Below are 14,304 nucleotides of genomic sequence, written 5' to 3' on the forward strand. Positions count from 1 at the left end.
ATACAGAAAATTTAAATCCATATGTAATATACTGGCACCGATATCAATGTCCGATAACTCTGTACGGCATCTTCACCGGATGCTGCTTGTGCAGCCACAGTTTTTATGTATGAGATGGAACTATTAAAATAAAGATGAAAATAGGAAGGATGAGAAAGACATGCAGTATCAAATAATATCAATCCGCCGCAAACCCGAATATTCTGAACGTGCAATTGACTGGTTCGCTTCTAAATGGGGCATAGACCGCAAGGAGTATGAAAAGAGCATCCATGACTGTATCAATAATAACGAAAGCCTTCCTCAATGGTATTTAGCAGTTGATGAAGAGGATGAAATTGTCGGAGGCTGTGGGCTTATTCAAAATGATTTTGTTGACAGAACGGACCTGTTTCCATATTTGTGCGCGCTTTTTGTTGAGGAAAAAGCCAGAGGCAACGCCCTTGGGGCAAAGCTTCTGGAAAACGCAAGGATTGAAGCAGGAAGGCTCGGCTTTGACAAGATATATCTTTGCACCGACCATACCTCATATTATGAGAAACATGGCTGGAAATATATTGCCATAGGACATCACCCCTGGGGAGAGACATCCAGGATATACGAAGCTGATACTATAAAACAGCCTGTGCTCGAAAAAATGAGTGATTTTTTTGCCGCCCGGGTGGAAGGCTACGAGGAACATATGCTTAATAATGTGGAGGGGTGCAAAGAAGGATACGTGAAGATGGCGGAGCTTGTTCCGGACGACACTCAATCAATTCTTGACCTGGGCTGCGGTACAGGGCTTGAGCTTGATGAAATATTCAAGAAGCTGCCCAATGTATCGGTGGTAGGAATTGATTTAACACAGGCAATGCTGGATAAGCTTAAGCAGAAACACTTTGATAAAAATATCAAGCTGATCTGCGGGAGTTATTTTGATGTTCCTCTGGGTGAAAACATGTTTGATGTGGCCATTTCATTTCAAACAATGCATCACTTTTCCCATGCCGAGAAAACCGGACTGTATGCTAAAATCCATAAAGCGCTTAATTCAAAGGGGATGTACATCGAGTGTGATTACATGGTAACCGAGCAATCGGTGGAGGATGAGCTTTTTGCATTGAATGCAAAGCTTCGGCGGGAAAGGAACATCCCGGAGGGTGAGTTTTATCATTTTGATACACCCTGTACCATTGACAATCAAATTGCCATGTTGAAAAAAGCCGGCTTTTCATCTGCTGAAATGGTATGGCGAATGGAAAACACGACGATGATAGTGGCAAAGAAGTGACCAAGGATCGGGATATGCATTGTATGCACTGTTTTTGATTACTTAAAATTATTTGATAGATTTGATATACCCATTTTAGCGTATAGACCTGGATTGCCAGATTTATTTTTCCTTATTGATACGCATATAAAGGAAATTGCCATAATGTGGCGAATAGCACTAATAGATAGCATCGATTCAGATCGTGTCTCCATTATATCTAACTGAGCAATGCACGAGATCGGTTGTGATGATGAAGCCTTTATGATGCTAGAAAGTGAGGTTACTTTATGACTAAGCAAAACTATACGGAAGTGAATTCAAAAACCTGGGATAAGTTGGCTGAAAACGGCTGCGAATGGTCAATCCCTATAAGTCACGAAGAATACGTAAAAGCAAAAGCTGGCGAATGGGGTGTTTACCTCATTAAAAATCCTGTGCCGACCTGGTATTTGAAAGATTTTCATGTTCAATAAACTGATAAAGTCTTCAACTAACCAAATTTGCGAGTAAATTCGCATTTTGCGTTATAGGCTTGGCTGGATGGCTGTGATAGCATTAAGCTATCAAATTAAAGGAGGTCATTATATGGCGACAGTTAAGCTTAAAATTGCTGAGTTAAGAAAAAGTAAAGGGATTGGGCAGCAGGATTTGGCAGAAGTATTAGGGGTATCTTTCCAGACAGTCAGCAAATGGGAGACGGGTACCACAATGCCTGATATTTCATTGTTGCCGGATATAGCTGCGTACTTTGATGTTTCGGTGGATGAATTATTAGGCTTAAAGCCACTGCGACAGCAGGCATACATACCAAGGGGCACAGACAATCGTGACAATTGGAATGGAAAGACTGACAAGCTTTATAAAAATAGAAAATATTTTTGGAATGATGATTACCTGCAGTTTCTTATAAAAAACGTCTGGCATATTGAATCACCGGTGGATGTTGTTGATTTCAGGTGTTGTGATGGTTATTTGGGAAAAAAGCTGTTGGAGGTTTTGCCGCAGGGAAGCACCTATACAGGGCTTGATAACGAATATTTCACTGAAAAGGCAAGACAAAATTTTGACAATGCTCATGCTGGTGTAAAGTTTATTGTATCAGACCTGTATTCTTTTGAGACAGATAAGAAATATGACCTGGCAATATGTCAAGCAGGATTAAGGCATATGAACAGGCCGATGGAAGTACTGAAAAAAATGATAGCTGCAGTTAAGAAAAATGGCCTTGTCGTCTGCGTAGATGTAAACAGGGAGTTTGAAAATGACGGGTTATATATGGATGATATTCCTTATGATTATCTCTGTACTGCCTTTGATTTCCATAAGATTTGGAAGAAGGAGCTGGAGTGTGAAGGCAGGGATTATGCTGTTGGAATGCGGCTGCCATTTTATATGCAGCAGTTGGGGCTGCATGATATTGATATTCGTATGAACGATAAAGTAATGTATGTAAATCCCAATATGAAGGATTATGAGGAGAAAGTACAGGGTTTTATCGAAATAAACGGTCTGGATGAACCTTTTAGCATATCCAGCAGGGAAGGCACTATAGAATTATTCATGAATCGGGGAGTTGACAGAGTAGAAGCGGAAGCCTATATAAACATGCAGGCCAGAAAAGCAGAATACTTCAGAGATACTGAATATAAGAAGTCATTTTTAAAAGTACAGGGATTGCTGATCACATATGGTAGGGAATGATAACATTACGTCCAAATATTATGTAAAATAGAGAAACTAGAGAATGCAATGTATGAGAATGATCGTACATTCCAGTAGAAGGCAATGTATGAAAATGAATCGCACATTTCAGAGTTTTTGCTTGAAAAATATTCCGTGTTTTGAAAAGGCAAAAAACCTTGTGGCAATAGTGAATGGGTCAGCAAAATGAGTTACATAATACGCAAAGCAGCAAGTGAAGATTTTACTGACGTCTACAACTATCTCAATAAATGATGGGGTGGAGTGGCTGACAAAAAGGCTTCTAAAGGAAAATATGTAAAACCATCAGAAAATAACAGCCTTTTATATAGTGGCCTGAAATATAAACCATCCATCCTTGACCGAAAATTGACATACACCGCCATGCTTTTCCACGATATGGACCATGCTTTTTGTCCCAAAGCCATGCCCCTGTTCTTTGGATACAGGAATACCCTGAACGAATACCGGTTCTGTATGATAACTATTGCGGATGTCAATGCACAGCTTATTGTTCTTGAGATATATACGCAGCTTGATAATGCGTTCATTGCTGTCAGCTATTTTCTTCGAGGCTTGTATGGCGTTTTCCAAAGCGTTTGACAAAAGTGAGCAAAGCTCGGTGTCGCTAAGCGAAAGCGAGTCAGGCAGTTTTGCATCTATCGACAATGAGATTTCCGATTGCTTTGCTTTGGTGGCGAAAGCGGACAAAATCAGATTGACGGTTTCGTTTTCGCAATAGCGTATGGGCGTGATGGCGTCCATGTCGGACTGAGCAGTCCGTAGATATTCCTTAATTTCCTCCATGCGATTATCGGATGCCAGACCTTGTAAAAGCGCGAAATGGTGGCGCATATCGTGGCGATAGGCCGCTGCATTCTGATGCATCTGCCGCAGAGACGCAAATTCCGCCTGTGCCAGCCGGAACTGTGTATCCAGCATATCACGTTCTCTCTCCACCTCTGCTTGCTTCTGCATTTCTATATAGTAAAAAATTACAAAGACAAAATAGAAGGCGGATATAATGAAAGGCATGAACTGTACGGCTGCCCGTGTTCCACTGTACAGAAAATCGGTATAAACAGTGGTGGAATAGTCCACCAAATAATAAAAAGCCGGAACTGCGCCAAATATCAGGCAGGATTTAGTCGAACGTTCCATCAAATGTTGAACCGATTTTGCCACATATTTTTTCAGAATATAATACATCAATATTACCGATAAAATATAACCCAAATGGTTTATGCTCGCCTTGCTAAAGGCACCTCCTGTCATATCGCCAAAGATATCCGCTGCAACACTTCCAATCCAACGGGGAGGCTGGCAGCACAGAAAGGTAGCGAACATACTAGTTACCGAAATAAGCCAAGAGCGCTTTAAATATAAAGCGAGAAAAGCAGCTATTGGAAAGTGGGTAAGCAGAGGGTATATTTTCCACGTAATGTCCATGCCGAAACGAAACAAGCATAAGACTTGAATAACAAATACAGCAACGGTATAACATCCCAGCACCAGATGTTTTTTTCGTGTAGAAGGCATTCCGACGAAACTGACCGCAACCACCATACCGAATAATAAAGCAGCCCAATAACGAGAGAATTCAATGATAGTTGCTATCATTTTGTGACACCTCCTTGTAGGGGGCATAAGCAAAAATGATAAAGGATAAGGTGTTAGCTGGCACCTGCATATTCAATTCATCCATCCGCTTATTCTCCCTCCATTTGGTAAGCCAGATACTGCTGCTTGATCTCTCGCGCCTTGCCCTGCGCAACAGGAACTGACGAAAGGGACTGCAAAATCACCTGATGCTCTTCTATGGTATCCACATACTGCATATTCACAATATAGGAGCGGTGGGTTTTAATAAAACACCCATACTTCATAAGATTATCACAGACATGTGAAAAAGACTCGGTACATTTGATTACCTTGCCGGACAGCAAGTGATACAACACATTTCTGCCGATGACCTCGGCAAAGATTAAATTGGAAATCAAAATTTTTTGAATTCCCTCATTGCTCTTTACGACAATCGCATCCTCGTCTTTTTTTACTTTTATATGCTCCAGCATATCGTCAAAGGTAAAGAATAATTTCTCTTTTGATATAGGCTTTAATACATAGTTAATAGCCTTCACTGAATAGCTTTCCAGAGCAAATTCCGGTGAAGATGTAAAAAATAAAATCGGCGCAGTTTTGTCATAAGCTCGGATTTCCTTTGCAACATCAATGCCCGTAAAGCCTGGCATAATGATATCCAGGCAGTATATATCAAACCGTTTCCCTTTTTCCAATGCCGAAATCAGATCAAATCCGTTTGGAAAGACGGCGTATTCCAAGTTTAGATGTTTTGATGACCGGTACAGGTTTATGAGCTGTATTATATGGCATAGCTCGTCAATATTGTCATCGCATATCGCAATATGTAGCATAAGCTCCCCCCATTAATTATCATTTTATCACACAAACTGAATGTTCTGCACTATTTCATGTCGAAAAAATCATGTTTCATGCAGCAGGTGATTTTTAAAGGAAGATTTTTGATAGATTTAATACAGGAATTGCCCCCTATACACTAGCTAAAAGAAGATGAGGGATTGCAAATGAAAAAACTACCGGTACTTAATATGGCACCTGCTATTATACTGAGGCTGGCAGTCTGTCTAAGAATTAAGAAACGAACGAGGAGGACTTTATTATGCTGCAAACTATCATCGCAATTATCGCAACTCTTGCTTTAATTGCCCTATGGATAATCTCTACGCAGCGCAAGTTGGTAGTGCTTGATGAAAATATCGGCAATGCCATGATTCAGATCGGAGTGCAGCTGTCATGCCGCTTCGATGCTCTGACGGCTCTTTTGGATTTGACAAAAGGCTATGCCAAGCATGAAAGCGAGACACTTATTGAAACAATCAAGCTAAGAAGAAGCATAATTACAGCCAAATCCACGCCGGATGATGTGGTGCACCAGGAAGGACTTATTTCCGAGGCCTTGAGCAGGATTGCCATGTTGACGGAGCAATACCCTGAATTAAAAGAAAATCAAAATTATATCAAAACCATGAACGCAGAGGAAATCTTCGAAAACATGGTGCGCACCAGCTGCCTGATATACAACGACAGCGTGACTAAACTAAACCGTGAAATCCGAATGTTTCCGGTCTTCATGATTGCTGGGATTTTAGGCTTTCGGCAAAGAGACTATCTGGAGGAGAAAGAGCACGCTCCCGGCTGCAGATGGAGAAGCCAAAAGGCTGAATAGAATTCAGAAGCTGCATTTAGGAAGGGCACATGATGAAAAAAAGAGCTGTTTCGCTTTTATTAGCAGTGATTATGATCACAGGCATGCTGCTGACTTCGAGTTATGCAGCAAAACGTCAGAGAACGAGCCCGTGTATCTTGGCACCGAAGCAGAGTGCCATGGAACCAAAGTTATTGCTTGATCTCACACAGGCTCGGCACCAGATCACGCAAAGATAACCTTTATCAAGGCAGATTAGTATGAAGTTGCCGTATGGGACAAGCTTTCCTCCCATGCGGAGGTAAGAAATAAGCTGCTGCCAGGGCAAACCGTAATCAGCAGTTTATATATATGCCGGGCATGATGCCCAAACAATAAATGATTAGGAGGGTCAATATGAGAAAACGATTGCTAAGCTTACTATTAATTGTCTGTATGCTAGTGTCCATATTTCCATTGCAGATGTTTGCAGCAGACACCCGTCAGGCAAAGTTAAGTAGTGAGCCGGTGGAAGAGCTTCCTTTTTCCGATGTGAATAAAGGAAACTGGTTTTATGATGCAGTAAGCTATGCTTACAATCATGGACTTTTTAATGGAACGGGAGCGGACACTTTCTCCCCTTACAGTACCATGACAAGAGCAATGTTTGTGACGGTCGTTGGCAGAATGTTGGGCGTGGATGTTACCGAATATCAAAACAAATCAACTTTTTCCGATGTTAAGGCAGATGCCTACTATGCTCCTTATGTAGCGTGGGCAGTGGAGCATGGGATTACAAACGGAGTTGGAAATGGACTTTTTGCTCCTGATGAGCCTCTGACTCGTGAGCAAATGGCAACCTTTATTGTTCGCCTGTTTGACACCTTTGGCTATCCATATCCCGAGGAGAAGGTGAGTGGCTCGCCAAAGGATTTGGACAGCATTTCGAATTATGCAAGGGAATCCGTTCTGAAGCTTTGGGCATGTGGGATGTTCAACGGTGATAATGCAGGCAATTTTAATCCCAAGGACAACGCTACTCGTGCAGAGTGTGCGGCTTTTCTCATGCGTATAGACGAGCATTTCGTTGAAATTGGCATCAAGGAATATACCACAGAAGAAGAACAACCGGAAGAACCGGAGGAGGAGCCTGAAGAAGAACCTGAAGAAGAACCTGAAGAAGAGCCGGAGGAAGATCCGGATGAAAATCCAGGCAGCGGTACATCAAAATATACAGTAACATTTATGGACGGAGATAGATATGTTGAGATGTTTACTGTAAAGAAAGGACAACCTTTATCAAAGACGCCTTCCAGCAGTAAAGTTGCAAAAGACGGTTATATTTTCGTTGGATGGTTTTCCAACAAGGAATGCACCATACCGTTCTATGCAGATGATGCTGTGACTTCAAACCTGACTGTTTATGCGAAATATGAGGAGATGGTAAAGGAAGAGCTGAGTATTACTTCTTTCTCACTGTTAGACCAGTCTCCAGACCTTAGTTTCGCAATCCAAAAAATCAGCCAGAATGCTGGAAGCGTTAACGATAGTATAGTATTAACTGTTATGGATGGATCAGACCCAGTGGAGCTCGATATTATCAATAACGGAAATGACACCTTTACCGTAAAGGCAAAGGGGGGCTTCCGTGAAGGTTCAAACTACAGGCTTACCCTTGGAGAAGGATACATATTCAAGGATAAGGCTGAATCCATACGTACAGTTAACTTCAGTATTAAAAAAGAGGAAGTATTCAACCTTGCTTTGAATGATGGCGTAATTTATATTCAGGATACAGAAGAAATCTCATATAAAATTGGCGACAAGGATCCGGTGGACGTACTTAATCCGGAAATGCTGAGAAGCGAAACCGCTGATGAAGTAACCGGAACATTTGAGTATGAAAAAGCCGGTGAACTCAATGAAAATGATATTCTCTGTATTTATGAAACAACTCCCCCTTATGAACGCGACTATGTGAACAACACTTATTCCGATGATGCGGAAGTATATGTGGAAGTAGTTTCAATCGTTGGTAATACAGTAACTTTTAAAGGCCTTGATGAAGAAGATGCAGATAAATTAATCTTTATTCCGGACACTATTCCGTTTAAAGTTGCGGAATTACCAAAAGGAGAATCCGGGACAGTTAAGGCATCAGATGTTGACACTGATGCACGGGATGCCATGGGGCTTCCTCTGTATCCGGAAGTGGAAAAAGGCGATTTCCTGGTATTCTATGTAGGCGATTTAACAGGTCTTACTGTGGAAGACGAAGTCTACTACGGTATTGTCACCAAAGTTGAGGGCGATACTGTTTACTATGCCAGAACAACAAAAGAGGAAATCGAAAAATCCATGGACACTTTCCTGCAGCAGACACCTAAAGGCGATGAGCTTTTGGATGGAGTGGATATAGAATCCCTTACAGGCAAAATTGAGCAGCAAGTGCGGGAGAGCGGATTTGCCGAGGAAGCAGCTGAATACCTTGCTCTTATGGCAACTCAAACTGAAGGATTCAAAAGCCTCTCGGGACTGACTGACTTCTCTATGACCGATGAAAGCGGTAATCCTTTGACTGCCGAGGAACTGGAGCTGATGGGAATCGGTAAAAACATTGAGTTGTCTGATGATGTGGAAGTTACCGTTGAACTTGACAAGAGCTCCAAATATTTCAATGATGGTGTCCGGCTGGCCGTCGGCATAGACGCAGAATTCTCTGTTGACATTGGCGAAGAAGGTCAGATGAAGATTGTTCTGTCTGCTACCTTTGCGGAAGAAATATCTCTTGACATTACTGCAAGCGCTTATGCCGATGTTACATGGTATGTCATCATTCCGAAATTCCATGAGTTGACTTTCAGATCCTTCATAGATATTAAAAACTATTCTGCTGTTTCTGTAGACTTAAAGATGTATACAGTGGAGAAGGAAGAAGACCCGCTGTGGGAAAGACTGAAAAAAATCAAAAACGGCAAATACAAGAAAACCATTGAACAAATTGAAGAATTAAAAGACAAAATTACCGAAGCTAAAGAAACTGCCGAAAAAATCCAGGGCTACATGGAAGATCTGGAGAACCTGTGGAAATCCATTCCTTCCGATGTGACTAATAAAGAAGAATACGAAGGGCTCCTTGACACTTTAGGGGAATTGAACGTGACCCAGGAACTGAAGGAAATGCTGGATCTCACCACTGAGGCTGAGCTTGACGCCGGCGTCCGCAACCTGATGGAACGTTATTCGGAGATGCTGGAAAATGAAAGCGACTGGATAGAGATTTTAAATAAGGAAATATTTGACCGGGATTTTCATATCAGCGTTTTCGCATTCAAAATCGGTGCAGATTTTGTTATCAAGGCAAATGTTAATGTCGCCATGGGCGCCAATATGGAATATGTGATTGGCAAACGTTATTCCTTCTGGTTTGATATCATATCCCAAACCAGCGGCAGCTCCGAAATGGATCTTCTTGACGAGAAATTTGCCTTCCAGTTCTATGTCATGGGGGAACTCGGGCTGAAGATGGGTGTCGAGGCTGAAATTGCCGTAGGAGTTATATCAACCAAAATAGGCAGCATTGGACTCACGGCAGAGTTTGGACCATATGTTGAGACATGGGGTTACTTTATCTATGAGTACACCAAGTTGAGACCTGCAAATACCTCCACCTGGGACTACGACGAGAGGATGATGGGGGCACTTTACCTGGAGTTTGGGTTATACCTTGAGATGCACTTTAAGGCACAGGCATTTGGTGATTATTTCAAATACGAACCGACTCTTCTTGACAAGAAATGGCCACTTCTTACAGCAGGCACAAGAAACAATGTATATGGCTTTGCTTACGAAATAGAAGATGGTGAAGTACTTCCTGTAGTTGACCATGACAACAACAGTGTAAATGGCATAACCATGACTTTGCCGGAAACTTATCGCTTAATGGAATATATGGATTTGTGCGAAGGCAATGTGGAGCAGGAAATTTATGACTTGAGCAAATTTAACTACACTCTCTCCAATCGTAACTTTGCATTTAACAAAGAAAACGGCGAAATATCCGTAACAGTTCCAAAGGGAGTTCAATATATGGAATGCGATTTAACTCTCACATGGAAATCGGACAAACTTGCTTTCAGCCATTACGATATAGCTGTAACCATTCCTCTTGTGTGGACAAATCTATCAACAGAGGAATTGAATGAAAGATTTACAGCCAGCGTTCGCGTAGGGAATGAACAGGATGGATACACTACTGTGTGGAGCAAGCGTGTAAGGAAAAATGAGGAGTTTGATCTGCCGGCAGAAGATGAGATCAAGGCCATTTTAGGTGTGGACAGCTATGAAAGCGCGTATGGTAATCTGAAATACAGTGAAATCAATGGATATGGGGAGCAGCAAACAAAAGGCCTGACCGTTTTGCGCGATAAAAGCTATTACTTTGAGGTGAAGCCAAGAATCTATACCCTGACGGTGAAAGATGTGGAAAAACCCGACGGTACCAAGGAAGACAGACAGTTTACCGCTAAATTCGGAGAAGCATTTGACTTCAGTTCCCTGGCAGGGACTGGAACTATAGATAACGAGAACAAAAACTACACCGCTTTCTTTAAGGTTGAAGCCAAGGACAGCAACGATAATGAAATCCTCAGGGATGTTAATGAGCGCATAGGCAAGGCTTTCGCCATGGATATTTTAAGCGGGGCAACCTATACCGCAACCTATGTTGATAATTCCGCTACAGCCACATTTAAGTTCGAGGGTGTTGACCTTGAAGATATTAAAGTGACAATGAGGAAAGGTGATGTTGCATCCACCGAGTTCTTTGATGAGGAACTGTATGCAAAGAATGCCATCGTAAAGAGCATTTATCCTGCTTTTGCCGCTATAACCGGGCCAACCACATATATAGTTGTATGTGAGGTGCAGGAAGCTCCCTTGGTCGACCATACCATCACCTATGTCACAAACGGCGGCAGCGTGATTCAGCCGGCTCAATACCCTGTAGGTTCTGTGATTACAAAACCGGCAGATCCTGTAAGAAAAGGATATAACTTTGATGGCTGGTATAGCGATCCTGAATTGACACAACCTTTTGATTTCACTATAACCATGCCGGATGAGGACATCATCCTGTATGCAAAATGGAGCGGAAGGGAATACATCATAACCTTTGATGCAACGGAAGGTGCTCTGCCGGAAGGTGTTGAAGGCACCAAGACAGTTGTATTTGGTCAAAACTATGGTGAGCTGCCGCAACCTGTCAAGGTGGGTTCCAATTTCAAAGGATGGTTTACTGAGCGGACAGGAGGAGAAAAGGTAACAGGGGATACAGCAATTACAGTTGACAGCAATCATACCCTGTATGCACGGTGGAGCGAAAAATCGCCGATTAGTGAGGACATTATAGTATTCAATCCAGAAGGGCTGAAATATGATTACAATGGCCAACATCAACCGGCAGTATATGAGGCAGTTTATCAGGCAGTGTATAGCAGCGGCTTTGATATAGGCAGCTTCACTATACAATACAAACGGCAGGGTCTGGACGATGAATGGCTTGATACCGCTGTCAATGCAGGTGTATATGATGTAAAAATTACAAGAGCGGAAGATGAAAACTATGATTCTTTCGAAAATACCTATACAAATGTGATGGTCATAAACAAGATCAGCCGAGAAATAGATGCTGATCCAAAAGCAAGCACTTACTATGCACACCTGCTGGTAGATAAATTGCCTCAAAATGCTTATCCAGGTGATGGAACTGTGCTATATGCGGTTTCAACCACACCGTCGGTTCCGGTAACTGGTTGGCAGGAATCCCGTGCATTTATGAATCTAAAACCTGGAAACTATTACATCTTTGCTAAGGTTTTAGAGGGTGAAAACTATTTTGCAACAAGCAATGTTGCACAAAGCACTGAGCCTGTTGAAGTTAAAGCTGTAGAACCAAGGGATAGAATAATAGAAGAGTTAAAATTGGAAATAAAGACCAGCAATATAAAAGATGCCGGAACAGATTCCATAATCAGCGGCAGAATATATTTCCTTGATGGTACAAGCACTAATCTGACACATTTCGATAATCCGGATGTAGATGATTTTGAGAGAAATACTACAGGGACTTATAAGTTAGAGGGAAGAGTACTTGTTCCATGGATGATTTCCAAAGTGGAAATTGACTATCAAAGGAAAGGCCTTTATGCCGGCTGGCACTGCGAATATGTTCAGCCTATTGCAACTGTGGTAACCATATATGGTGATAATTGGTATGGTACTTATGAAAATGTCAAAGGGGATCGGATTTCAGTCAATCGATGGTTCGAAGATAATCATGTGGTTTGGAGCGCCGAAACAGATATCATGAAGCGTAAAATTGACGGAGTTGGTAACTTTAATGACATTATAGGAAATATGAGTTTGAGCAGTGGTGATACTGAAAAATATACCTTTACTTATAATGGCTTGGTTCTTGATCAGTATGGATTTACACGTGAAGGTAATCCTTTTACAGGGAAGACAGTACGTGCTTCATATAACGCATATGAACACCTGGAAGCACCTACACTGACCATTACAGCCAGTGACAAGGCATATAATGAGTGCCTGGATTACACAATTAACAGCATTACCATTGACAAGGCAGCTTTGTATGAAGCAATGAAAGCAAAAGGTGATACGGAAACAACACTGACAGTAACCTTGAAGTTCCCTGAACGTTCAACTACTGCAGATACTGCCACATGGACCAAAACCATTACAGTAACAATTGCAGACTAAATAAAACAATAGCATAAGTTGAAGACAGCGGCATCTGCTTAAGGCAGATGCTGCTGGTTTAAAGGGTGAAGTATTATGAGAAAAAGATTTATTTGCATACTGCTGATGCTTTTGATATTTTCCCAGTCCGTATTTGCGTCTGAGTTATCAGCCGAGAACTGCATAAAAGTTGCTGTAATAGACACAGGTATTTCTACCAGGGCAATTGATGCAGAACATATAGCTGAGGGATATAATTACATCAGTGATAATAATGATACCGAGGATAAAATCGGCCACGGAACTGCTATTGCAGGGATTATTGCAGGTTCATCCTATGCAGTGCTGTCGGAAATGGTCAACGATGTAAAGCTTGTTCCATTGGTGATACAGACTACAGATGAAAGCGGCAAAGTACAAATAGGAGATACTGAGATGATTGCTCATGCCATCAGAGATGCCATCGATATCTATGGCTGCCGTGTCATTAACTTAAGCATTGGCACAACTAAGGAAAGCAAGCTTTTGCGCGAAGCGGTGGAGTATGCCGAAGAGAAAAATGCAGTTATAATATCCTCAGTAGGAAACAAAAATGTGAAAAATCCGGACTCTTTATATTATCCGGCGGCATATCCTACGGTAATCGGTGTCGGGTCTGTCAATAAAAATGGCCGGGTATCGAGTTTTTCTCAAAGAAATAAGTCTTTAATGTTGGTGGCACCGGGGGAAAGAATTTGGACTGTCTCTAAAAGTGGAAAAGCCTTGCTTACAAGCGGCACTTCCTTTGCAGCTGCATTTGTATCAGCCGCTGCTGCGGCGCTTATTCACACCTGTCCGGAATTGACCGCTGCAGAGGTACGGAGTATTCTCTGCGAATCTGCAACCGATATTCTTGAACCGGGTTATGATATGGGTAGCGGCTGGGGCATCCTCAATTTGGAGGCATGCCTGAATAGGGAATAAAGCATAAGCAGGAGACACTCACGGACCACAGAAAGGCAATTGATTTCATGTATTGGCATGACGGAATTATTGACGATATCCGACAGACATGCAGGAAAACCTGCAAATTATGCTTGACATGGCCAAGCCTAGTATGTAATAATATTCCAAAATAGTGAGTATGCATAAGCATCAAGCAGGGAAAGATGGACTCACCTCTTTCCGGCAAAGAGCATTCCTTCTGTGATGGGGAATGTCTCGGGTATGCGAGCTGCATAGGGGCGCTTGAGCCTTACACGTGGAGATATAATGACAGGGGACGCACCTTTTTGAACAGGAATTATACTTTTACATTAAGGAATGTCCACTTCTTTAAATCCCGCGGAGTCACTTAAAAGGTGATTCTGCGGGATTTTTT

The 14,304-nt window shown here is 42.0% G+C and carries 8 protein-coding genes; 6 read left to right on the plus strand and 2 right to left on the minus strand.

Features of this window, described 5'->3' with window-relative positions:
• Window positions 1–160 precede the first annotated feature (160 nt).
• The 3 genes from CDO33_RS21560 to CDO33_RS01990 all read left to right on the plus strand — a co-directional run bounded on the left by CDO33_RS21560 (window position 161) and on the right by CDO33_RS01990 (window position 2,956).
• Window positions 161–1,273 (plus strand): GNAT family N-acetyltransferase, encoded by a 1,113-nt coding sequence (locus tag CDO33_RS21560; protein WP_338053237.1) that lies wholly within the window; start codon window positions 161–163, stop codon window positions 1,271–1,273.
• Between the two features lie 269 nt (window positions 1,274–1,542).
• Window positions 1,543–1,728, plus strand: coding sequence for a hypothetical protein (locus tag CDO33_RS01985; protein ID WP_103081443.1), 186 nt, complete (start codon window positions 1,543–1,545; stop codon window positions 1,726–1,728).
• Window positions 1,729–1,840: 112 nt separating this feature from the next.
• Entirely contained in the window at window positions 1,841–2,956 is a 1,116-nt protein-coding gene (locus CDO33_RS01990; RefSeq protein ID WP_161496501.1) for a DNA (cytosine-5-)-methyltransferase, read from the plus strand.
• Between the two features lie 324 nt (window positions 2,957–3,280).
• On the opposite strand, the gene CDO33_RS01995 is transcribed toward CDO33_RS01990, so the two are convergent.
• Window positions 3,281–4,576: a sensor histidine kinase gene (locus CDO33_RS01995; RefSeq protein ID WP_103081445.1), complete on the minus strand. Its 1,296-nt coding sequence runs from the start codon at window positions 4,574–4,576 to the stop codon at window positions 3,281–3,283.
• Between the two features lie 89 nt (window positions 4,577–4,665).
• Entirely contained in the window at window positions 4,666–5,391 is a 726-nt protein-coding gene (locus CDO33_RS02000; protein WP_103081446.1) for a LytR/AlgR family response regulator transcription factor, read from the minus strand.
• Between the two features lie 266 nt (window positions 5,392–5,657).
• Here CDO33_RS02000 and CDO33_RS02005 point away from each other — a divergent pair, with 266 nt between their 5' ends.
• The 3 genes from CDO33_RS02005 (at window position 5,658) to CDO33_RS02020 (ending at window position 13,907) form a co-directional block, all read left to right on the plus strand.
• Window positions 5,658–6,224, plus strand: a complete 567-nt coding sequence (locus CDO33_RS02005; protein ID WP_103081447.1) for a LemA family protein — start codon at window positions 5,658–5,660, stop codon at window positions 6,222–6,224.
• 375 nt (window positions 6,225–6,599) lie between these two features.
• Window positions 6,600–12,965, plus strand: a complete 6,366-nt coding sequence (locus CDO33_RS02015; RefSeq protein WP_161496502.1) for an InlB B-repeat-containing protein — start codon at window positions 6,600–6,602, stop codon at window positions 12,963–12,965.
• 75 nt (window positions 12,966–13,040) lie between these two features.
• The gene (locus tag CDO33_RS02020; protein ID WP_103081450.1) at window positions 13,041–13,907 is read left to right on the plus strand and encodes a S8 family peptidase; all 867 of its coding nucleotides are present in this window, start codon (window positions 13,041–13,043) and stop codon (window positions 13,905–13,907) included.
• The last annotated feature ends 397 nt before the right edge of the window (window positions 13,908–14,304 follow it).

Source organism: Clostridium thermosuccinogenes, assembly GCF_002896855.1.
Classification (GTDB): domain Bacteria; phylum Bacillota; class Clostridia; order Acetivibrionales; family DSM-5807; genus Pseudoclostridium; species Pseudoclostridium thermosuccinogenes.

Coding starts and splice junctions, on each gene's coding strand:
- CDO33_RS21560 (WP_338053237.1), top strand. CDS start 161: ATGCAGTATCAAATAATATCAATCCGCCGCAAACCCGAATATTCTGAA.
- CDO33_RS01985 (WP_103081443.1), top strand. CDS start 1,543: ATGACTAAGCAAAACTATACGGAAGTGAATTCAAAAACCTGGGATAAG.
- CDO33_RS01990 (WP_161496501.1), top strand. CDS start 1,841: ATGGCGACAGTTAAGCTTAAAATTGCTGAGTTAAGAAAAAGTAAAGGG.
- CDO33_RS01995 (WP_103081445.1), bottom strand. CDS start 4,576: ATGATAGCAACTATCATTGAATTCTCTCGTTATTGGGCTGCTTTATTA.
- CDO33_RS02000 (WP_103081446.1), bottom strand. CDS start 5,391: ATGCTACATATTGCGATATGCGATGACAATATTGACGAGCTATGCCAT.
- CDO33_RS02005 (WP_103081447.1), top strand. CDS start 5,658: ATGCTGCAAACTATCATCGCAATTATCGCAACTCTTGCTTTAATTGCC.
- CDO33_RS02015 (WP_161496502.1), top strand. CDS start 6,600: ATGAGAAAACGATTGCTAAGCTTACTATTAATTGTCTGTATGCTAGTG.
- CDO33_RS02020 (WP_103081450.1), top strand. CDS start 13,041: ATGAGAAAAAGATTTATTTGCATACTGCTGATGCTTTTGATATTTTCC.